Annotated in this window: 19 protein-coding genes; 10 read left to right on the forward strand and 9 right to left on the reverse strand. The window is 47.5% G+C overall.

The features are described from left to right. Positions 1 to 48: 48 nt before the first annotated feature. Entirely contained in the window at positions 49 to 831 is a 783-nt protein-coding gene (locus ABGV42_RS23180; RefSeq protein WP_347383876.1) for an SDR family NAD(P)-dependent oxidoreductase, read from the reverse strand. 146 nt (positions 832 to 977) lie between these two features. Here ABGV42_RS23180 and ABGV42_RS23185 point away from each other — a divergent pair, with 146 nt between their 5' ends. Then, complete coding sequence (locus tag ABGV42_RS23185; RefSeq protein ID WP_347383877.1) at positions 978 to 1,871, forward strand: LysR family transcriptional regulator; 894 nt, start codon at positions 978 to 980, stop codon at positions 1,869 to 1,871. Positions 1,872 to 2,154: 283 nt separating this feature from the next. Continuing rightward, positions 2,155 to 2,598, forward strand: coding sequence for an Hsp20/alpha crystallin family protein (locus ABGV42_RS23190; protein ID WP_347383878.1), 444 nt, complete (start codon positions 2,155 to 2,157; stop codon positions 2,596 to 2,598). Between the two features lie 126 nt (positions 2,599 to 2,724). On the opposite strand, the gene ABGV42_RS23195 is transcribed toward ABGV42_RS23190, so the two are convergent. Together ABGV42_RS23195 and ABGV42_RS23200 are read right to left on the reverse strand one after the other, a co-directional pair. Further along, complete coding sequence (locus ABGV42_RS23195; protein ID WP_347383879.1) at positions 2,725 to 3,285, reverse strand: DUF1697 domain-containing protein; 561 nt, start codon at positions 3,283 to 3,285, stop codon at positions 2,725 to 2,727. Between the two features lie 112 nt (positions 3,286 to 3,397). Further along, on the reverse strand, positions 3,398 to 4,048 hold the full coding sequence (locus tag ABGV42_RS23200; RefSeq protein ID WP_347383880.1) for a hypothetical protein: 651 nt from the start codon (positions 4,046 to 4,048) through the stop codon (positions 3,398 to 3,400). Positions 4,049 to 4,463: 415 nt separating this feature from the next. Here ABGV42_RS23200 and ABGV42_RS23205 point away from each other — a divergent pair, with 415 nt between their 5' ends. Then, positions 4,464 to 6,098: a DUF1593 domain-containing protein gene (locus ABGV42_RS23205; RefSeq protein ID WP_347383881.1), complete on the forward strand. Its 1,635-nt coding sequence runs from the start codon at positions 4,464 to 4,466 to the stop codon at positions 6,096 to 6,098. A 104-nt stretch (positions 6,099 to 6,202) separates the two neighbouring features. Here the strand turns inward: ABGV42_RS23205 and ABGV42_RS23210 are convergent, their stop codons facing one another. Together ABGV42_RS23210 and ABGV42_RS23215 are read right to left on the reverse strand one after the other, a co-directional pair. Continuing rightward, the gene (locus ABGV42_RS23210) at positions 6,203 to 6,766 is read right to left on the reverse strand and encodes a TetR/AcrR family transcriptional regulator (protein ID WP_239299649.1); all 564 of its coding nucleotides are present in this window, start codon (positions 6,764 to 6,766) and stop codon (positions 6,203 to 6,205) included. Continuing rightward, entirely contained in the window at positions 6,759 to 7,973 is a 1,215-nt protein-coding gene (locus ABGV42_RS23215) for an MFS transporter (protein ID WP_347383882.1), read from the reverse strand. The genes ABGV42_RS23210 and ABGV42_RS23215 overlap by 8 nt, the downstream gene beginning before the upstream one ends. A gap of 216 nt (positions 7,974 to 8,189) precedes the next feature. Here ABGV42_RS23215 and ABGV42_RS23220 point away from each other — a divergent pair, with 216 nt between their 5' ends. Together ABGV42_RS23220 and ABGV42_RS23225 are read left to right on the forward strand one after the other, a co-directional pair. Further along, positions 8,190 to 8,996: an alpha/beta fold hydrolase gene (locus ABGV42_RS23220; protein ID WP_347383883.1), complete on the forward strand. Its 807-nt coding sequence runs from the start codon at positions 8,190 to 8,192 to the stop codon at positions 8,994 to 8,996. 24 nt (positions 8,997 to 9,020) lie between these two features. Then, complete coding sequence (locus ABGV42_RS23225; RefSeq protein ID WP_347383884.1) at positions 9,021 to 9,965, forward strand: sensor domain-containing diguanylate cyclase; 945 nt, start codon at positions 9,021 to 9,023, stop codon at positions 9,963 to 9,965. Between the two features lie 239 nt (positions 9,966 to 10,204). Here ABGV42_RS23225 and ABGV42_RS23230 read toward each other — a convergent pair whose 3' ends face one another. Beyond that, positions 10,205 to 11,692, reverse strand: coding sequence for a right-handed parallel beta-helix repeat-containing protein (locus ABGV42_RS23230; RefSeq protein ID WP_347383885.1), 1,488 nt, complete (start codon positions 11,690 to 11,692; stop codon positions 10,205 to 10,207). 119 nt (positions 11,693 to 11,811) lie between these two features. Between ABGV42_RS23230 and ABGV42_RS23235 the strand changes: the two genes are divergently transcribed. Continuing rightward, on the forward strand, positions 11,812 to 12,006 hold the full coding sequence (locus ABGV42_RS23235; protein ID WP_347383886.1) for a hypothetical protein: 195 nt from the start codon (positions 11,812 to 11,814) through the stop codon (positions 12,004 to 12,006). An 81-nt stretch (positions 12,007 to 12,087) separates the two neighbouring features. Continuing rightward, positions 12,088 to 12,744 carry a DUF2625 family protein gene (locus ABGV42_RS23240; protein ID WP_347383887.1) on the forward strand — a complete coding sequence of 219 codons (657 nt, stop codon included), beginning with the start codon at positions 12,088 to 12,090 and terminating at the stop codon, positions 12,742 to 12,744. Positions 12,745 to 12,889: 145 nt separating this feature from the next. On the opposite strand, the gene ABGV42_RS23245 is transcribed toward ABGV42_RS23240, so the two are convergent. Continuing rightward, complete coding sequence (locus ABGV42_RS23245) at positions 12,890 to 14,233, reverse strand: MFS transporter (protein WP_347383888.1); 1,344 nt, start codon at positions 14,231 to 14,233, stop codon at positions 12,890 to 12,892. Between the two features lie 245 nt (positions 14,234 to 14,478). Further along, on the reverse strand, positions 14,479 to 17,130 hold the full coding sequence (locus ABGV42_RS23250) for a cation-translocating P-type ATPase (protein WP_347383889.1): 2,652 nt from the start codon (positions 17,128 to 17,130) through the stop codon (positions 14,479 to 14,481). Positions 17,131 to 17,479: 349 nt separating this feature from the next. Here ABGV42_RS23250 and hcp point away from each other — a divergent pair, with 349 nt between their 5' ends. The 3 genes from hcp to ABGV42_RS23265 all read left to right on the forward strand — a co-directional run bounded on the left by hcp (position 17,480) and on the right by ABGV42_RS23265 (position 21,388). After that, the gene (gene hcp, locus ABGV42_RS23255) at positions 17,480 to 18,772 is read left to right on the forward strand and encodes a hydroxylamine reductase (RefSeq protein ID WP_347383890.1); all 1,293 of its coding nucleotides are present in this window, start codon (positions 17,480 to 17,482) and stop codon (positions 18,770 to 18,772) included. A 223-nt stretch (positions 18,773 to 18,995) separates the two neighbouring features. Then, positions 18,996 to 20,387: a PTS transporter subunit EIIC gene (locus ABGV42_RS23260; RefSeq protein WP_347383891.1), complete on the forward strand. Its 1,392-nt coding sequence runs from the start codon at positions 18,996 to 18,998 to the stop codon at positions 20,385 to 20,387. Between the two features lie 290 nt (positions 20,388 to 20,677). After that, positions 20,678 to 21,388, forward strand: coding sequence for a collagen-like protein (locus tag ABGV42_RS23265; RefSeq protein ID WP_347383892.1), 711 nt, complete (start codon positions 20,678 to 20,680; stop codon positions 21,386 to 21,388). Between the two features lie 429 nt (positions 21,389 to 21,817). Here the strand turns inward: ABGV42_RS23265 and ABGV42_RS23270 are convergent, their stop codons facing one another. Beyond that, entirely contained in the window at positions 21,818 to 22,567 is a 750-nt protein-coding gene (locus ABGV42_RS23270; protein WP_347383893.1) for an isoprenyl transferase, read from the reverse strand. Positions 22,568 to 22,676: the final 109 nt, after the last annotated feature.

Genomic DNA, 22,676 nt, shown 5'->3' on the forward strand with positions numbered 1-22,676 from the left:
TGCTTACTTGCTTGGTGGTGTTTGGAAACCTTGTGGAAATGTACTGACTTAGAACCAGCGGCTCAGGTCTGGATATCCGGTAGTTGCCCAAGCTCCATCTACTATGAGGCTGGAACCGGACACATATCCTGCGTCATCGCTTGCAAGGAACAGGGCAGGTCCCGTCATTTCTTCCGGCTGTGCAGCACGTTTCATTGGAATCCGCTCCATATAGGCTTCTTTGATATCTGCATTGGAGAGCAGTTCCGCAGTTAATGGTGTATCGATGAGGCCGGGTAGAATGGCATTAACGCGAATTCCGTTACGCGCCATTTCGAGTGCTCCGTTCTTGGTGAGCATTTCGACACCGGCTTTGGCAGAGGCATAGGCCGATCCGGCATACATGGGCACGTGGGAGTTGAGGGGGGCCACGTTTACGATGGCTCCGCCACCATGTTTAGCCATCTCAAGGGCTTCATGTTTCATGCTCAGGAAGACGCCTTTCATGCATAGATCCACGGTGAAGTCCCAATCTTTCTCCGAGAGTTCCGTAATGACGCCTGCACGGGATGCGCCTGCCACATTAAAGGCCAGATCGAGTTTGCCAAATTGTTTGACGGCGGCACTCACCATTTCTTCAATATCGTTTTCAACGGTCACATTGGCTTTAACGCCGAAGAACCGTTCCCCGAGTTCACCCTGAATGGCGTCCAGACGTTCTGTATTCAGATCGGCGGCAACGACGGAAGCTCCTTCTTGGACAAGCCTTCTCGCAATGGCATAACCGATACCGGATGCCGCACCTGTAACAACCGCCACTTTACCTGCAAATCGATTCTCAAACGTATTCATATGTAGCACTCCTTTGTTGGTTAAAATAAAATGATTTCGCTTACATTCATCTTCAATCCAAGTATACTTAATTTTATGATTCATGTATATTTAACAAAAATACACTTAGCTTAAAATTAATTAATGTAAGGGTTGGGAAATGAACGATGAATCTGGAACAAATGGTGTATGTGCTTGAAGTTGAAAAGACCAAATCAATTACCATTGCTGCTGCAACATTGTCGGTTACGCAGTCTACCATCAGTCAGGCGATAACACGCCTGGAGCATGAACTGGGCATGCAATTGTTCAGCCGTTCCCGTAACGGTGCATATGTATTGGAACAGGCCAAGCCTATTTTAGGCAAAATGAAATCCGTTGTGGATACGGTCCAGAACATCAAGGAGGATGCCCAGTATATTGGGGAGTCGATCCATGGAGAACTCCGATTGTCAGCCATACCTGGAGGGGTTCCCGGCATTATACCTACCATTGCGAGTATGAAGAAACGGTATCCGGATCTGAAGTTTGAGCTGTCCGAAAGTGCTGCCCGCAATATTATCAGAGATGTACGTAACAAGCAGGTCGATCTCGGTCTAATCGCTCTGTATACAGATGATATGGAGCAGCATCTGGAAGGGCTGGATTTTGTTCCGATTGATGAAGGGGTGATGCGTGCCTGTGTGAATCATACCAATCGCTTGGCAGGCAAAAAATCGATTACCATGCGTGAGCTGAAAGATGAGACACTGGTGTTATTTAATGACGAATTGGTGGATTTGTTTGTAGGGGAGCTTTCACAGGCGGTGGGAGAGGTGAATGTACTGTTCCGAACGAATAACTCCGAAGTGGTCAATGCTGCACTCGCCCAGCTGGATGCGGTGACGATCGGTCATGAATACTCCTTCACCCATGACAGAAGTGTTCTGCATCATGACTTCTCCATCCTGGAAATTGAAGGTGTACAGCGTGCGATTTCCATTGGCTGGGTTATGCGTGAGAGCAAATCGCCCAATCTCATCGTCAAGCGGTTTCTGGATCGATTTCAGTATGAGGGGTAACGTTGGCGAGGGGAACACCCATGGCATCGGATGCGTTAGCTTTAGTTTATCAGAAGGTAGCAGGATAGATGAGTTCGTCATTCCGTAGAATTAGTCAGTGAAAGTCAAAAGGTTAAAAAAGGTCAAAATAAAAGAAAGAAGAACCTATTTCACACCAGTAAGCCATGATGAGAAAATTTTGTTTTTTTTCGCCGTTTTCGCCTTTTGAGCATCATCCACAAAGAGGATTATAATAATCCATGTAAGCAACAACAAACCAATCACATACAAGGAGATGATGTTCATGTTTGATCTGATCCCGTTTCGTAAACGAAATGAAGACCTGTTCGGACACATGCTGAAATCCTTCAATGATATGGTTGACAGCCCATGGGTTTCTCCCTTTGGAACCGGCAGCCAGCCATTCCGGACGGATATCCGTGAAGAAGAGGGTAAGTATTTAATTGAGGCAGATCTTCCAGGTATCGCCAAGCAGGATATTGATATTCAGGTTCAGGGCAATGAACTGATCATCCGTGCCAAACGCAATGAGTTTCATGAACAGAAGGATGATTCCAACCGGATCATTCGGCAGGAGCGTCGATCAGGTGAATTCCTCCGGCGTTTCTATGTGGAACACATTGATGAGGAGAATATCAAGGCCAGATTGGAAGATGGCGTGCTGAAGCTTGAAATTCCGAAACGTTCAGGGGATGATCATACCCGCAGACGTATTCAGATAGATTAATGATTGAATATGCAGAACGCCAGCATTTGTAAAAGGATCCCTCAAGGAGATGGAATGGAGAAGACGGTAGTCAGATTGTTTTCTCCATGCCATCCCTTGGGGGATTTTTTTTATCTCATTGAAGTTCTATGATTTCTCTGCCGCGGCCAGCATGAGCTTGTAAATTTGGCGGGTCGTGTTGATATTCCTGACCGTCATATATTTGTAGACGGAGGAACCGACAAGCTTGTTCATCCCGCTGCGCGGGGCATCTTCCCTGCTTACCGAATACAAGATGGCTCCGGTAACGTATATCAATGTACCGACTTCCGGTTTAAGGGGCAGCTTGTCCAAAACCGAGACGTCATTGACCTCATCCCAGAGAAACATCACGTCACTCTTTGCCTGATCATCATTGGTCCATTCCTCGGGCAGAGCCTGAAGCACGGTCTGCATTTCATCCATATTGCGCACTACAACCCGAATTTCTAAGCCGAACTCAGCAGCAATGGCCTGCTCCAGTATCTTGGATATCTCGACGTTAGCCTGAATGCGTTCCTGCTGATCGGCAAAGATAATGTTGCCCGTATTAATGTACGTCACGACATCCAGCATACCTGCCTGCTCAAATGTTTCTTTCAGCTGCTTCATATTGATCTTATTGTTCCCGCCTACATTAATCCCCCGAAGCAAAGCAACATAAATCATAGTCTTCCCCCTTGTTCACCAGAGATAAATTCGTCGTGAATAGTGTAGTACACATCATTAATCGGTTAGCCAAGCCGTACTCCCGATCAGGGTTATTCTACGCTCCCGTGTTTTAACGAAGCGATAAATACTCAACTAGGTGTGCGGTGTACTCTGCGCCAAGCAGATCAACCAATAAAGGTTCTACATGCTCCAAATATTCGGGCTTGGTTTCATATGTCTCTTCATCCTTCACTTCTCCGCCATAGGAGTGTGCCGCTTCAATCAGGATGGCGAGCGCAGCGAACAGGTCGGACAATGAATCGGCAATACGCCGGGGCTCTCCGCCTTCAAAGGCAGCATACACAGGTGAGTTGACCTCGTTTGTATCCACAATCAATGGATCATCATTGAAATTGGCAATGACAACGTGATTTGCTTTCCAGGAGGGAGACTCCACATATGGCTCATTCCTGCCGATCCAGCGGTAACCCTGCTGCTGGCGGTGCAGATGTTCGGGGGCAACAAAGGATAACAGGGCCGCATCACCAATTTCCACGGCCGCACTTTTCATTTTGAGTGTCCCTTCAGCTTTTACATCTCTCATTTCATAATGGGTGTACAAATACATAAGCTCAGGTGAGAGCGGTATCCGCTTGTCCACTTCGGGCTGGTAAGGCTGTTCGCGGGGGCGCAGATCATGTTGTCTGAAAAGTCCGTAAGCTTCATTGTATAAATCCTGCTGTTCAACAAACTGTTTTAAGGCAGCGTCCAGTTTTTGCATGGCTTTAATTCCTCCTGATGTTGTGAATGTCATGTTATGTATAGGATCCAGGATCCAGTCATCATAGAAATTATACTATATCAAAATGGCAAAAGCTTACAACCTGTGGAGGATGGCCTGGGTGCAATGGAGCAGTAGGAATATCAAGAGGCCTACTTCAGACCCAATTTGATAAGAAATCGAGAAAAAGAGAATTGAAGGCGTTTACATCAATAAATAGACATGCTATACTTTTTTTCAAATAAGGATTGTTACTGTTTCGGCAGGCAAAACCTGAACATCAATATGCGTGGATTCTGTCCACGGCGTATTCATGTTTGGGTTTTTTGGCATTCAGGCGGTCCATATTAAGGAATAGGAAAGCGCGCGCTGGTCATTCCCACACACCTCATGCTGAACAAGAAAGGGGAACATTATGAACAAGAGAAAATGGCTGAATGTATTCGCTGCAGGTTTTATCAGTAGTATTCTGGTGATTAGTGGATGCGCATCCAAAACACCTCAAGCAGCAAGTGAGACACCGAACCAGGCAGCAGAACAGGAAGAGAGCAATAATCAGAAAACGGCAAAGAGTGAAACAGCTAAAGGAAGAACCGTTATTACGACCGATGGTGAAGTTGATGATATGAACTCGGTCATCCGTTTTTTGCTGTATTCCAATGAAATGGATCTGGCCGGCATTGTGCTGACCAGTTCGGTTTATCATTACGCAGGTGATAAAGAAGCGGGAATTGAACCATTCCGTTGGACAGGTACACAGTGGGTATACGATATGATCGATGCTTATGGTGAGATTTATCCGAACTTGTCCAAACACGCGGATGGTTATCCGGAACCCGAGCAGCTTCGTGCCATGACCAAAATCGGGAATATCTCCGATAAAGGCGAGATGGAGAAAGAAACGGAAGGCTCCGAATTTCTTCAGGCCCTTTTCCTTGACGATGATCCCCGTGATCTGATTGTTCAAACCTGGGGTGGCACCAATACAACGGCAAGAGCGCTGAAATCCATTGAAGAGCAGTACAAAGACACGGCAGAGTGGGAAACCATCCGCAAAAAGGTCAGTGATAAACTGGTGCTGTACATCATCCTCGACCAAGATGACAGTTATAACGAATATATTGCGAAGAACTGGCCGGACATCCGCATTTTGAATGACCAGTCGAACTTCTGGCATTTTGCGTATGCGTGGAAGATGCATGCCGAAGAAGTAAACAGCAAGCTGCATGGGGACTGGATGATCAAAAACATTCTGGATGGACATGGCAAGCTGCTGGATATGTATGCTTCCATGGGTGATGGCAAAATGATTGAAGGCGAGCTGGACGAAGAACAGCGCGGAAGTGACGCGTATCTTAAAAACAATCCGCAATATGATAAATACGACTTTATCTCCGAGGGGGATTCCCCTTCGTTTTTCTATCTGATTGATAACGGACTTCGCAGTATGGAGGATCCTTCCTACGGCGGTTGGGGCGGACGATTCGGCGCAGTGAATGACAAGCTGTTCAGAAACAATGTGCTCGATTATGATCCGTATACGAAACGATATGAGGCCGAGTATTCCCTGATGAGATGGTTTGATGATATTCAGGACGATTTTGCGGCTCGTGCAGACTGGGCTGTTGCAGATACCTATGAAGGAGCCAACCATAACCCGACGCTGACCGTTAAGGAAGGACTCGATCTGTCCGTCAGTGCGGGTGAGCAAGTAACACTCAATGCCGAAGCGAAGGACCCGGATGGCAATCAATTGACCTATAAATGGTGGAGATATTTTGAAGCAGACACGTATGAGGATGCCATAGTAGAGCAGAACCAAGTGGAGAAGGAGGTCGTAGGAGACCTGCTGCTTGGATTGCATCGGGAGCTGGCGAAGGATGAACAGGTAGATACGATCAAACTGGAAGGCAGTGACACGAGCACGGTGACATTCACCGTACCTGAGGATGCCAAATCCGGGGACACGATTCATATCGTGGCCGAGGTACAGGATGATGGCGAGCATCAGCTGAAACATTATCAACGTGTCATTTTGACCGTAAAATAACGTACAGGCAGCCTGAGCTAAAAGCATATTACAAAAGAGGAGCGGTCTCCACAGCAGAAACATGGAGATACGCTCCTCTTAGCTTGCAAGGTAAACCGGATTCGCTAGCGGCGAATGCCTGTCCAGAACACATTCCAGGCAATGGCGAGTGCGTGTTCATAAGATTGTCTGGTCTCATATACGAGCTGTACATCCAGTCCATCCAATAGTGTGACATAAGCCACTGTAGCTTCCTCGGGGTTTAGACGGATGTCCTCATGTTTGGCAAACACGGCAGCGAGCTCGGCTTTGAGCGTGCCAAGATATGTACGATACTGCGCGAGTACAAAATCATGAACCTCAAGCGGAGTAATAAAGGACAGAATGTACATAAAAGCCACATTCGGATGAGTCAGGAATCTGTTTTTATGGTCAAGCAAAAAGTTGTACAATTGCTGCTCCAAAGGCAGTTCATTCGCTTCCAGGAAGAAGTCTTTAACGAATTGCTGTTCCTCCTGAACCACTTCCTCATAGAGTTCAAGCAGCAGCGCCTTTTTGGTCGGATAATGGTAAGCAAGGGATTGCTTGCGAATGCCGGCCTCTTCGGCGATCTGTGCCATCTTGGTTCCCTCGTAACCCAGACGATTGAAATGTTGGATGGCAATGTCCTTGATACGTTGTTTACTCAATGTCTACCTCCAATGAATAATCTTCAGCTCTCCGTTGTTTCCGGGAGTATACCAGATATAACAGGATATATACCACAAAAATGCCTATGGCAATATCATACACCACTGTATAGGAAAATGCTGAAGCAATCATACCAAGAAGCAGTGAACCGCCGCCAATGCCCAGATCGAAGAAATTGAAGAAAGAAGCCATGGCATTCTCATGTTCATGCTCGTCCACCAAGTTGACACACCAGGTCTGAATTGCCGGGAAGATCGCTCCGAATCCGAATCCGTACAAGGCACCGGCAATGAGGAAATGGATGTTAGTTTGGGCGATTGTCAGAACGAAAAGTCCAACGATTGCGAATACGGCAGATGGCAGCAGTACGGAACCCGGGCCCAATCGATCGAACATTTTCCCGGAGAACAATCGGACCACGAAACTCGCAATAGCCACAATGAAGAAAAACCAGGCTACATTATCGAAACCTCTCTCTGCCGCAAACAAAGCCACAAACGACATGATCGAACCGGCAGCCACGCCGACTAGCATAATCAGCAGAGAAGGAAAGAGCACCTTTTTTTCGATTAGCTTGATCTTAGGTGTATGGGAACCCGATAGGTCCGCACCTGATTCCGTTTGTGGTTTTCTTGATACAAATATCGCCATGATCAGAGCGAGAAGCAGGATGCACATGCCACCCATGAACAGACTTTGATAATTGTACTTATACAACAGACTGGTTCCGATCAATGGACCAATGGATATGGCTACGGTCTCTCCTACACCGAAATACCCCATGCCTTCACCCCTGCGATCCCGGGGTATGTTTTCTGTAGCAATCGTTGCAAAATATGTCGTAGCCAAACCAAATCCGAATCCGTGGATTACCCGTAATATCAAAATCATCCAAATACCTGACGATAGGTAGTATGAACCTGTGGTTAATGCACATATGATTATGCCGATGAGCAAGAGGAACTTTTTGTCCATCCGCGTTGCAAGCACCGAAGTGAAAGGGCGAACCAGGATGGCTGAAAACATGAAGATACCTGTCACCAGGCCAATCTGTGAAGCATCGCCGCCAAGCGTTGAAACGAATAGCGGCAAGGTTGGTAACAGCATTTCAAAGGCCATGAACAATAAAGCGTTAGCCAGCATGATAAAAATAAAAGATCTTCCCCACAATTTCAGAGGTGTAGTTCCATTTCCAAGGGTAGTCATCCATCTTCCTCCACTTTGTTATCTCTGTCGCGCGACATGTTGAACTGATATTACCTGACGATAGTCAGATTGTAAAGAGTTTTATAATTTGCAGAAATGTGAATCTAATTCACGATTTCAACAAGTGAATTAATATTTTTAATTCATATTCCAACATTTTCCGATATAATAGCCACATATGAAGCGGATGGAAAATACCTCAGAGAGGTGAGTGTGATGACGGTTGACGTCCTTGTACGTAACAATGTAAAGGTGCTTGGTGCAGGCAGCCAAACGATCGTGTTTGCTCATGGGTTTGGATGTGATCAGGACATGTGGCGCTACATCGTTCCGGGGTTTAGTGAAAACTATCAAATTGTTTTGTTTGATTATGTAGGCTCAGGCCAGTCTCAGATCAATTATTACGATGCGCATAAATACAGTGATTTGCGAGGGTATGCTACGGATGTCCTGGAGATTATGGAAGCGCTCGAATTGAGAGATGCGATCTTCATTGGGCATTCTGTCAGCAGCATGATTGGCATGCTGGCATCGATTCAAGCGCCGCAGTATTTCAAAAGCATCGTGATGCTGGGGCCTTCTCCACGATATGTGAACGACCTGCCGAATTATTATGGAGGCTTCGATCGCCGTGATATTGATGAACTGCTTGAGATGATGCAGTTGAATTTCATTGGCTGGGCGAGTTATTTGGCACCGATTGTGATGCAGAATGCGGAACGGAAGGAGCTCACGGAAGAGTTGGAGAAGAGCTTTTGCTCCAGAGATCCGCATATTGCAAGGCAGTTTGCCGAAGTGACGTTTTTATCCGACTGCCGTCAGGAGCTGGAACAGGCATCCGTACCTACGCTGATTCTTCAATGCTCCGATGACAGCATTGCCCCGGTTGAAGTGGGGGATTATCTGCATGCTCATCTGAAGAACAGCAGATTGCAGCAAATGACTGCCAAAGGGCATTACCCTCACTTAAGTCAACCGGAAGAGACCATCCGTTTAATTAAAGACTATCTGACGAGTGCGTAATACACAGTAGAAAGGCTGTTAGTGATGGATACACAATTAGATCTCGCTCCCTGCGGATACTTCTCGATCTCTGACTCGGGTATCATCCAATTGGTGAATCAAACGCTGCTGACAATGCTGGGTTATGAACGCAGCGAGCTGATGGGACGGCATATTGAAACCACCATGTCGGTCACCAACAAGCTTTTTTTTCACACGTATTTCTATCCATACATTCAGCTGTATGGACGCGTGGACGAGATGTACTTTACGTTTCGCACCAGTGACCAGCAGGATGTTCCGGTTCTGCTTAACGGGGTTCGCCAGACACGTGACGGGGTAAGCGCAGTGGACTGTGTTGTTGTGGTCATGCGTAAGCGAATCGAGCATGAGAAGGATATTTTGAACACAAAGACGAAGCTGCAGGAGCTTTACCAAGCCACACATGAAGCCAACAAGGAGCTTGAACGGCTGCACGAGGAATATGAAGTAAAGCAGCAGGCGTTAATCCAAGTGAATGACCAATTGGAGACGATGGCTTCAACGGATCTGCTCACCGGACTCAAGAATCGCAGATTTTTTCAACTCAAAATGCTTGAAAGTCTGGGAGGCTTCCGTGCAACCCGGCGTGAGTTCTCGCTTCTGGTCGTGGATATAGATCATTTCAAAAGCATTAACGATACGTACGGACATCCGGTAGGGGATCTCGTACTTGGCAATCTGGCAGGTCTGCTGCAGTCGGTATCCAGAAGTTCGGACGTTGTGGCACGTTATGGCGGGGAAGAATTCGTGATTATCCTGGCGGATTGTGATGCCGAGCAAGCATTGGTTACAGCCGAACGTTACCGTTCTCAGGTAGCTTCAGCCGATTGGGGAGCCTATAACATCACAGTAAGTATCGGTGCAGCAACGGTCGCAGAGGAGGATACGGATCAGTCCTTGTTCCAAAAAGCGGATATGGCGCTGTATGCCTCCAAAACCGGGGGGTGAAATCGAGTGACGCATGCAGCAGGTTTAATCAAGAGTTAGCGTCGTATTCAGCAATGATGCAGTAAAAGCAGAAAATAACCGGAAAGGATGGGGATACCCCTTTATCCGATCCGGTTTTTAATTGTGCTATGTATCTCTTATGTCATAATTATTGGTTGTCAGGTATAGTAGCGAATTTGCTTTTTATTAATGGCTTCATGCTGGAATTCACCCAGATTAATTATAGCGTTTCTGCGCTGTTATCGAGGTGCAAGGTAACCATACCCTTCTGCTGGTGATCCGGGCTGGAGTTGGAAATCTTCGCTGGCCTCATCCATGAAAGCCGGGTTTACATAGCGTGAGTTAGCGTCATTGCCGGAGTTCTTCATGTAGGTTGAAAAACCGGAATACCCTTTATTCTTCCAAACCCACAGGGCATCATCCTCTGCAACCGGGGTGTAGTATACATTTTCATCAAGAAGATTCCCTGAATTGCTACTGTATTCATTGTAGATGAGCACACCAGAGCTGCCGGATACGACAATGTTGTGTTTAAAGGTGTTGTTCTTCGTCATGGCTTGCACGAATAGCTGCCCATTGCCTGCGCCCAAGGTGTCATTCTGAAACAGGGTGTTGTACATAACCGTGCTGTTTTCAGTAGACCCACGTTCCTCGTCATATCCTCCCATGGCAATGCCCGTCAGCCTGTTGTGGTAGACCAGGTTATTCTGGAGTGTAATATGACTTGTCGAACGTCCGGCATGCTCGGATGCGATTTCGATTCCGATATCGTTGCGGTACACCCGGTTCTGGTCAATGATATGATCTGTACCCCCATCGACATAGATGCCCCCAGCGGAATGGCTGTCATTGGGAAGATGGATGCCGTAGGAAGGATTGAAATTGGACGTAATATCATATACTTCGTTTCCTCTTACAATTCCATTTCGGGCCCGATCATATTTGTCGTCAGCAGAAATCTCCTCGTACCCAATCAGATCAATGCCGATGTTGTCCGTATCATGGATGGTGTTGTCCAGTATGGAAAAAGTGTCTACATTTCCGTTAACAGCGAGTGACTCGCTTGAACCCAGCACGAGATCATACAATTCATTATCCTGGATTAGAATATCCTTCAATGCTGCGGGGTGTTCGGTACCATAGATTGCGATGCCGTGTGCATCCCTGCCTGTCAAGTCTGGCCCTTCAGGCTGCACATTGCTGGCGATAGCGTGTATGGTATTGCCTAGAATCTGGATGTGCTCTCCAGATCCGTGCACATAAATTCCGACGGGTACTTGGTCTGCACGTCCTGTGGTGAAGTTCCGGAGCTCTAAATTCTGTATGGTGATGAAGCTGGCATCCTCCACCTCAAGCAAACCTTCTAGCCCATTTACAGATAGACCTTTTCCATCAATAACAGCTTGCTCTTTGGGATAGCTGGAAAAGACGGTAGGCTTAGTGGAAGACTGGCCGTTCCGAGTGATTTTGGCCTTCTGATGGTACACACCCTCTCGTAAATAAACGGTACTTCCCGGCGTGGCATGATCGGAAGCATGCTGGATTGTTTTCCAAGGGGACTGAATGGTGCCATTATTTCCATCGTCACCTTCAGGTGATATGTAATAGACTTTCTGATGTTCGGATTTGTCAGTCGGAACAGGATTTGGAATGGACGAAGCCTGTTCCTGGCAGCCCGCTGCCAGCAGCGTCAGAGCCAGAAAACAAATTTTGACTGAACGAAGCAAAGTATTTCCTCCTTATGAATAGCTGTGGAGTTTAGATTATAGCAGATTTGAATGGTGAAATAAGCCATGATATGCTCATAGAAAGGAACAATACGCTCGTGTGTAATAGAGGGTTAACCATGTGGAACGATGTATTTGAAAGGAAATGGGAGAAGCGGCCTGGAGTGAAGCAGGAGGAAATGGATGCATTTCTGCAAACATGGAATGTTGCGTTATCTATGCAGGAACTGCAAGAGATTCGGGCAAGGCAGAAGAATCCGTTTCCGAAGTTATCCCCTTTTTATGAACAGTATACGCCTATGGTGGAGTGTTAGAGGTAGAGGTAGATGGTGGCCGAAATGGAAAAAAGAAAGCAGGCGTGGATGATGAAATCATCCCCCGGAAGGAGTAGAGATATGCAAACATTATCTGTAGATCAACTGTTAGATCGGGACAATCACGCGTGGGGGGAACTCAAGGAACTATTGGATAACGGGCAAAATACATATGAGTATGTTTCTGCACGGCGAGAGGATGCAGAGGATGCGCTCTATCGTCTTCAAGTGAGCACCAAATCCTATCTGGGAGCCGTCGCTTACGAGACGGAAGGAATTGTGCTGGACTATGGGTGGATCACGCTGCTGGGTGCAGGCGGTGAGAGCATATTTGGAAGTCTAACCAGCTGGAACGATGTGAGTGACAAGCCCTGCGTACAGGCACTGGACGGCATGATGGTGGTTGCCTACGATGTTGCGGGTGGATTTTTTGCAATAGATACGGGAAAATTCGGTCGCACTGGAGAGATTTATTATTTTGCGCCGGATACAATGGAATGGGAATCAACGGAGCTTGCTTATTCGGGGTTTATGAACTGGCTGGCGAATGGTGATCTGCAGCAGTTCTACCAGACCTTCCGCTGGGAAGGATGGCAGAACGATCTGGCTCAGCTTCAGAGGGGACAAGTATTTGCCTATTACCCACCTCTGTGGACGCAAGAGGGGGGAGGGGAGAGCAGCAGCAAAGCACCTGTTTCGGTGGAGGAAACCTGGAAGGCAGCACTGGATGGAAATTAGCACGAGACCCTAAATCCAAAGTTTGAATCCACGGAGAATGAATCGGACTGAAAGCGTACTGAAGCACACTGAAGCACACAAATAACCCGCATGCTGTGCAGGTTGTTTGTGTGTTTTTTATATCCATCATTTTAGATCTCAAACATTATTTGGCAGCCGCTCTAACCTGTACAGCCCTGGAATGAGAGGCTCTATGATGCCATACAACAATAACAAGTGAAGCAAGACAGATGAAGAGCAGACATCCGTATACAACGTGATAAGCTTCCTCTACCGAAACGCCCGGAATGCTGTGTAACAGCAGCCCGCAGACCGCGACGGACACCGAACCGCCGAAGAATTGAATCAACTGAAGCATGCCCATCCCTGCTCCAATCTGCGCTTTGGGAAGGATGCGAGACGTTTCGTTATTCAGTGAAGCCATGGAGGCTGAGAGTGCAGGCGAGAAAAAGAGATAGCCGCCGGTAATGATCAGGGCGGACTGATTCAGTCCGAGCATAAAGAGGGCAAGTACAGCTGCAAGCAGCACATGTCCAATCATCAGAAATCGCATGTTGCCATAACGGTCAATCCAGCGCCCTACGAAACGGGTGCAAAAGGCTGCGACAATGGCTCCCGGAGCAATGAGTAGACCAATCGCGAGCGACGAACGTCCGAATAGATCGGCGAGGACAAGTGGCATCAGGAACAGATTGCCCAAATTCACCACCAAAATGCAGAAGCCAATCAGAATCAAACGGGTATACCCTGGCGTTCGGAATACATCCGGGTTGACAAAAGGAAGGTTCGCTTTGCGGATATACACAATATGAACCACAAGAGACAGGACACCGATGGCGAACCAGATCCAGGACTGCTGGGTAATCGCGACCAGAAGCGTAATGGCATTAATGACCGTCAACACTGCGCCGATTATATCAAAAGGGTTGTCTCGGCTTGGTGTTTCACGCGGCAGGAAATAGAGCAATACAGGCAGTGCAAGCAGGACCAGTACGGTGATTGCAAAAAGACCATTCCATCCCCAGTATTCGCTAATGAGTCCGCCGACAATGGGGCCAAGTCCAAAAGCCATGGCACTGCCTGAAGAGATGAGGGCAATGGCTGCTCCGCGGCGTTCCAGCGGGATGTAGCGGCTGGCGATAACAAGACCCAGTCCGGCCATAACCCCTGCACCTGCGGACTGCAGAATGCGCGTCAGCAGCAGGATGGCGAAGCTATGTGCGAATAATCCGAGTAACGAAGACAAGCCCAGAATCAGCAGTCCAATCGTTAGCAGTTTGCGCACCGGGACCCGGTCGGACAGCCGACTGAAGATTACGGTCGACAATGCGTAACCGATCGAGTAGCTGGAGATGACCCAGGAGCCCAGGTCAGATGTAATTTGGAGATCGTTAATAATGACGGGCAGGGATACATTAAACATGGTGGTATTCATCACAACAATGAACAGACAGCATGTCCAGAGAGGCATTACAATTTTATCTTTCACATTACCATTCCTGTCTATGAATTCAATTGAGCTATATTGAAAATCAATAAACCATTTTACGCCCAATCCGCATATATGGCAATAATGTCATAAAATTTGAAGGGTTTCGCATCGGTGACAAATGAGATGATACAGATCGAAACGAAACATAAAAAAACAATAGGCAATGCCTTGTATTGCAGAGGTTGATCTACATCAGCAGAAAGACGCCCGTTGAGGGCGCCTTTGAAGGGTTGAAGTATTTTTTACGAAACACTGACCGCTTTGCCGCGGTTGCGAATCCACTTGATGACATCCATCAGAATGACTGCGAGGAGGGCAAGGCCGCCTGCAATCAGGAACTCGTTCCAACCAAACGCATCCGGAATGGCGAAGATGCCGCGTATACCCGGAATCAATGTGATTCCGTAGAGACAGAGACACACCAGGATCGAACCAAGCACAAATTTATTCGTCGTGAAGCCCACCTGGAAGATGGTCTGTGTGTTGGAACGGGCTGCAAATGTTTGCAGACTCCGTGCAAGAATCAGGGTCGTAAAGGCCATCGCTACGCTCATTTCTTCCGAGATGCCAAGCCCGATATACTGGGACACAATAACAGCCGCACCGATCAATACACCTCGTGTAATCACGGCTTGAAGCGTACCGCCGGCAAAGATGCCTTCATTAATATCACGCGGTTTGCGCCGCATCACATCCGGTTCCGCCTTTTCCGTCCCGAGTGCAATGGCAGGCAGGGAGTCGTTGACCAGATTGATGAAGAGAAGCTGCAGGGCCGTAAACGGGTTCACCCATCCAACTATAAGTGCGAACAATATGGCGATAATGGCCCCAAGGTTACCCGCAAACAGGTAAGCAATGGCTTTTTTGATATTATCAAATACCATACGCCCGACACTGACGGCGTTAACGATGGATACAAAGTTATCATCCGTCAGAATCATGGCAGCCGCATCCTTGGCGACATCGGTACCACTGCCCATGGCTACGCCGATGTCGGCCTGTTTGAGAGCGGGTGCATCATTGACGCCGTCTCCGGTCATGGCGGCAATTTTGCCTTTGCGCTGCCATGCGCGCACAATGCGGATTTTGTTTTCAGGGGATACCCGTGCATAGACCGAAATGTGTTCGAGCTGGCGATCCAGCTCTTCATCCGACATTTTGTCGAGCTCCGCGCCGGTAATGGCCAGATCATCCGGGCCTGCAAGTCCAATATCCCGTCCAATGGCTTGGGCTGTCGTTTTGTGATCCCCTGTGATCATGATGGTACGGATACCAGCCTTCATGGACTCTTCAATGGAGCCGTACACGGCTTCACGCGGTGGATCAATCATGGCTGTCAGTCCAACAAGCGTCAGATCATATTCGTCTTCGGGTGTGACCTGCTTTTTGTCATCGAATTTTTTGTAAGCATAAGCCAGTACACGGAAGGCGCGTTTGGAGAAGGCTTCGTTTTTCTCTTCGAATTGTGTGCGAATCTCAGCTGTAAGCGGCTGAACCTCTCCGTTCATGAACACATGAGTACACCTGCTGAATAGCACATCCGGACCACCTTTGGTTAGCAAGGCCGTTTGTCCTTCGAAGGTATGTACCGTGCTCATCAGTTTCCGATCCGAGTCAAAAGGAAGCTCCGCTTCCCGTGGGAACTGGTCCCGGATTTCGTTGTAGTCCTTGTTCACACGATTACTGAAGGCAATGAGGGCCACCTCGGTCGGATCGCCCAGCTCTTTGCCTTCCTGATTAATATTCGAATCATTGCAGAGCACTGCAATATGTAACAACCGTCTTTCCTCTTCAGACCACTGATCAGGATCGTCCGGGAATTCCTCTTTGGTGCCATGGGGGATGTAATAATCCACAACCGTCATCTTGTTTTGGGTAAGCGTCCCTGTTTTGTCTGTACAGATAATGCTGGCTGAACCGAGTGCTTCCACGGCAGGAAGACGGCGAATGATCGCGTGCTGCTTGGCCATCTTATTCGTTCCCAGCGACAATACAATCGTCACGATGGAAGAGAGAGCTTCGGGAATGGCGGCGACGGCGACAGCAACGGCAAACATCAGCGCATTGATGATCGAAGGACCCAGATTGTCCGTGCCTTCTGTTAACCAGACACGTCCTGCCTCAATGGCGAAAATAAGAATGGACAGCCCGAGGATGAAAAAGCCGAGTTTCTTGCTGAAGGCTTCCAATTTGCGCTGTAACGGAGTTTCTTTGGCTTCGGCGTTTTCAATCAATTCGGCAATCTTGCCGATCTCGGTTTTTAACGCGGTGCCAGTTATTACCAGAGTTCCCCGCCCATAGACGACCAGCGAGCCGCTGAAGGCCATGTTGCGGCGATCACCGATGGGAGCTTCTTCCGGAATGGCATCAGCATGTTTTTCGGCTGCTTCCGATTCTCCGGTCAGCATGCCCTCATTGATTCTCAGGCTTCCGGATTCCAGGATGCGACCGTCTGCCGGGACATAATCTCCCGCATCCAATAAAACGATATCGCCAGGAACGAGTTCCCTGGCCGGGATGGTCTTTTTCTCGCCGTCACGAATCACTTTGGCTTCCGGAGCAGACATTTGTTTTAAAGCATCGAGTGAGCTTTCCGCTTTTTTGGTCTGCACGACACTGATTACTGCATTCAACAGGATGACCAAAAAGATAATCAGCGATTCAATGAGATGTCCAAGTACAACCTGTACACCTGCTGCAATGAGCAGCACGATGACCATGGGGTCTTTAAAATTTTCAAGAAACAGTTTCCAGACAGGTGTTGCATTTTTGCCTTTTAACTCGTTATATCCCTCTGTCTCAAGTCTTTTTGCAGCTTCGGAGGCCGTAAGCCCCTTCGGGGAACTATCCAACGCTTGAAGGGTCTCCTCAGCACTGTGCCTATAGTATTGCAATTGACCAGCTCCTTGATTAAATGGATTTCTTCTGTGTATTACCCTTACGAGCAAAATATAGAATCGTTTCATTCTCATATTTTTTATGTACACAGTATTTTTCATAAGGAGCTCAGATATGCCTCTTGTCCAATTTATTTTAAGTGATACACGGTTTGTACGTGCACCACTGTATTTGGTATTCATACGCAGCCAATATGAAACGTGGAACCAATAGGTTCATTTACTTCTAATTTTGACTATAAGGTGTCGATTAATAAACTGTGTCCGCCATCACACTTGGTCCCTCAAGGGTTTGTTACGCTGTTACCAGCGAATGAATTCGAATCAGGTTTGGGAGGGAACAGGCATGTTTTGTTATCAATGTGAGCAGACACCGAGTGGTGGATGTACGGTAGTTGGGGTCTGTGGTAAAAATGAAACGATAGCTAGTCTGCAGGATACCATGATTTTTGCGTTAAAAGGCATAGCCGCTTATGCGACACATGCACGGCAGCTGGGGTATCATGATCCCGAAGTGGATCGAATAACACATGAGGCCCTATATATGACTTTGACCAATTCCAATTTTAACGTGCAGGAACATCTTGATATGGCCATGCAAGTAGGAAACGCGGCGATCCGAATCATGGATGTGCTGGATCGTGCGCATACGGAGAGATTCGGCATACCGCAGCCCATCACCGTTTCGCAGAATCAGATTGAGGGACAATGTATTGTAGTGACCGGACATAACTTGTATGCGCTGGAAGAGCTCCTTCGCCAGACAGAAGGGAAAGGCATCAACATCTATACTCATTCTGAGATGCTGCCTGCACACGGGTACCCGGCACTTAAGAAATATGCTCATCTGAAAGGCAATATCGGCAAAGCCTGGTATGATCAGCGCAGATTATTTGAACAGTTCCCGGGTGCCATACTCGCGACCACGAACTGTGTCATGCCCATCAAAGGTACATATGCCGACCGATTCTTTTCGTATGAAGTCGCGGGCCTGGAAGGCGTAGCTAAGATTATCCATGATGATTTCACCCCTCTGATTGAACGTGCACTTTCCCTGCCGGCGGCAGACGTTAAGTCTGAGCAGGTGTTAACGACAGGGTACCATCATGCAACGGTGATCGGGCTTGCCCCGGAGATTATTCAGGCAGTCAAAGACGGACATATCCGTCGTTTCTTCGTCATTGCGGGCTGTGATGCACCAGGGAAAGGCGGAAACTATTATCGCGAGCTCGCGACTTCCCTGCCTAACGATACCGTGATTTTAACCACATCATGCGGCAAATTCCGCTTCAATGATGTGGATTACGGTACAGTCGGGGATACAGGGATTCCCCGTTATATCGATTTGGGGCAGTGCAACAACTCCGGTTCTACCGTGAAAATTGCACTGGCTCTCGCGGACGCCTTTGGCTGCTCGGTGAACGAGCTGCCTGTCAGCATTGTCCTGTCCTGGTTTGAGCAAAAAGCGGTGGCGATCCTGCTTGGGCTGTTCAGTCTTGGTATTCAGGACATCCGTATTGGACCGAAACCGCCAGAATTTATCTCGGCTGGGGTATTGGATGTGCTTGTTGACATGTTTGGCTTGAAGCTGATCACAACGGCAGAGGAAGATATGAATGCCATGTTGGCGTTGTCATAAGGGTCCGGAAAATGAAACCATCATAGAAGAATGAAAGAGCCTGCGGAAGCAGGCTTTTTGCTATTATAAGGTGAGTTTAGGTCCATGTACCCTGCTTGATTATTCATGAAATGAAAGGAAAATTAGTTTGAATATCCTATTGAAGTTTGATCATGGAAATGGGTATATAGATAAGGGCACATCATAAAACTCGGGTTTACCGCAGCATAAGGAGAAGGTACATATGAATGACAGGCAATTCGAAGAGATATTGAAACTTGCAGGTGGAAAGGAAAACATAAGACAGGTCACGCGGGAAGAGCAGGCAACGGTACTTGTTCTGGAAGATAACAGTAAAGTAGATATGTCAGTCCCTATTGCTACCGATCTTGAAGTAACAGTTCGGATAACAGGTGCAGAATGTCGCTTGACGATTCGTGATGAATTCTCCTATTATCACCTTCTGTTAGGGGACATAGGCGCTAGAGAGAGCATGCACAATCATCCTAAACGGGAAGAGAAGCTTTTAAACCGAAAGTCATTTTTGGTATTACCGTTTATATCCGATGTGTTTAGACCCATAATGCCTGCCATTCTGGGAGCAGCAGTCTTCAAGATTGTGCTTGCGATCATAACACTGATTAGTGCATACGGTTTTTCGGAACCCTCATCCTTCCTACAAAGTCAGACATTTATGATATTGAAATCCATTGGGGAAAGCGCCTTTTATTTGCTGCCGGTATTGGCAGCTATCAGTACTGCTCGGCAGTTAAAGAGTAATATCTACGTTGCAGCAGCTATCAGTGGATTGATGTTTTACCCTCAAATGAGTTATTTACTGTCAGGTCAAGAAGAAGTTCATTTTATGGGTGTGCCGATGGTGTCGCAGGCAGCCTTTTTCTCAGCGACTCTCTGGATGATTATAACGATCTCTGCGGCGTCTTATGTAGAAAGGGCAGTTGAACGATTCAGTCCTAAGATGCTGCAAGGAATTCTGGCTCCGGCATTAACACTTGGAATTCTGGTCCCACTGGTCCTGCTGGTGCTGGGCCCACTAGGTTCGTGGATTGACAAGCGGATGCCCGCTGCCGTCGATTCCTTGCTCACGGATGCACCTGTCCTGGCTGTGATGCTGCTGGGAGCGACATTTGCATTAATGCTGTTTGCTGGATTGCATTATTGGCTCGTTCCCTTAATGCTTAATGAGCTGATGACCAACGGATTCTCCGTGATCATTCCTGCGATGTTTGTTGCGTTTACTGCTCAAGCGGGGGCTGCACTGGCTGCGGGACTGCGCAGCAGACAGCCCGAGTTCAGAAAGCTCGCATTCTGGGCAACAGGAACTGCTCTACTGGGCATTCCCGAGCCTGCGATCTATGCCGTCAATATGAGAAGGAGAGCTTCTTTTTATGCAGCGCTTATCGGTGGCGCTATAGGCGGACTTTATTTCGGCATCGTGTCCGTAAAATCTTTCGCTTTAAGCGATTCAGCAGGCCTGCTTCAAATCCCTGCATTCATGGAAGATGGTACGCTGAATGTGATCCATGCGTGTGTCGGCCTGGTTGTAGCCTTTGTTGTCTCAGGTGCACTCACATACTGGCTGACGGGTAGGTCAACGAATAACAAACATGTATAAAGCGTAAAGCTTCTCAATATGTGGTTTAAATTTTATGTAATTGAAGGCGTTCTACAAACTGTAACCACATTCCATAAACCTGAATATTGCTCCATAATATAGACAACTCTACTCATAATGGGCCCTGTAATTTTATGAATTATAGTTAGTTGTCTACGCCCCTTGTTATTCCTGCACATAGTATGTGGAGAAATATCACGGAGGTGAGTTAGTTGATAAATCGTCATGGGAAACGGATTTGTAGGCGTAAATTCAAAAAACATGTACATTGCGGTGTGAAGGTTAAGGTTGTGAAGGTTAAACCTAAAGTTATTGTTAATGCACCGCAAGGCGTACCAGGGATTCCTGGTCCACTAGGACCGATAGGTCCCAAAGGGGCGACTGGTGCTCAAGGGATACCGGGGCCAGTCGGACTGCAAGGGATTCCTGGTATACAAGGACCAGTGGGTCCGGCTGGTGCGGTAGGAGCAGTGGGCCCAGCAGGCCCGATTGGCCCGGTTGGCCCTGCTGGCCCTTCTGGCCTCGTGGGTCCAGCTGGTCCTGTCGGTCCTGCAGGTGCAACTGGAGCAACAGGTCCTGCCGGTCCAACGGGGGCTGGAATTTCCGATTTCCTGAGTGTTTTCCGAGCTGATCCCGGTACAGGTACGGACACCGTTCCAGGAAACTCGCCAATTACGTTGACTGGTGTTTTGGCTAATGTGGGTGGTGCCTTTACCTTCGTGCCGCCATCTTCAACGATAACCATCAATGAAACAGGAAGTTACTTTATCTCTTTCTCCATTCATAATCAGGGCGATGCCGACTTCAATCTCACAGTGAACGGAACGCCCATAACTCCCGTGCCCTTCACGGGTAATGGAGGAGGTCCCGTATCTGCTGAAGTTATCGTTACGGTCACAACGGTTCCGACAACGATTCAACTGGTAAATGCGAATGCAACTCCTGCACAGTTGCATAACAATCTGAATACCACGGTGACTATTCTGAAACTGACTCCTTAATGTCGATTCACAATATAGTCTATGTCAGCATAAAAATTAAAGTTTATGCCTTTTATCCAGTCAAAAAGTCTATTTATTGAGATGATAGTTATGGATGGCTAGAGATTAGGGAGCGGCGGGATGCTGTGTTAAAAAGACATGACCGCCGCTCTTTTCCTTTCCGTAGCCGAGACCCTAATTAAGGGGAGTGGACTCTGAATTGGGGGAATAGTTTATCGAAGGAATTTCGTAATGAACTTCAGATCCTGTAATTGGATTGTAATGCCCAACTTATTGAAGAGCAGTTGGGCACTCCGATACTGATTTGTGCAGATGAGAATGATATCATAGTATATGGAGCAAAGTGTGGAATGTTACGGTAGATATGGCTGGAGAGCTGATGCCTCATTGATTTTTATAATCAGCGGGAATGGATAAACAAACGGTATACTAAACCTCTAACGCCCGCAACTTGCGCTGTTGGTAATCCAAAATGGCTTCATAGAGCAATGGCTCGCTAAAGTCCGGCCACATGACATCCGTAAACCACAGCTCAGCGTAGGCAACCTGCCATAATAAGAAATTGCTCAGCCGTTTCTCCCCACTAGTCCGAATCAATAGATCAGGTGCCGGATTTTGCCCGGTATATAGAAACTTCTCAAGGTCCTGCTCGGAGATGTCCGGCACGTTTTTGTTTTCTTCAATACATAATTTAACGGCTTGAACAATATCGCTTTTCCCGCCATAGTTCATGGCGAAGTATACGGTCATTCCGCTATTGGCCTGGGTTAGTTCAACTACTTTGCGCATGGCCTCCTGTGTTTCAGGAGGGAATTTGGATATATCACCAATGAAATTGACCTTAATACCATGTTGATTCAATTCCTGAACGGTAGTATCTTGTACAAATTCGACGACCAGACTAATGATATAGTCTACTTCCTCTTTCGGTCTTTTCCAATTTTCCGTAGAAAACGCATAGAGGGTGAGAGAGGCGATCCCGTTTCGGTGGCACATGCTTATCGTTTCGCGCATCGTCTGCATGCCCGCATAATGTCCCGCACTTCTAGGGAGTCCTCTTCTCGTGGCCCAGCGCCCATTTCCATCCATCATAATCGCAATATGTTTAGGGAGTTGACCATTCCAGTCTATGGTTTTCCTGATATCATGGTCTTTCTTATGTACACGGAGCCACTTCAATGTATATTCTTCCTCATGATCCGCTTGGCGAACAGCTTCGGTCTGGCTGGTAGGTAATCATTCTGATGTTCACCACGGTTTCCAGAATTTATAATGATTATATCGAAAT

The sequence above is a fragment of the Paenibacillus pabuli genome, from assembly GCF_039831995.1.
Lineage (GTDB): Bacteria > Bacillota > Bacilli > Paenibacillales > Paenibacillaceae > Paenibacillus > Paenibacillus pabuli_C.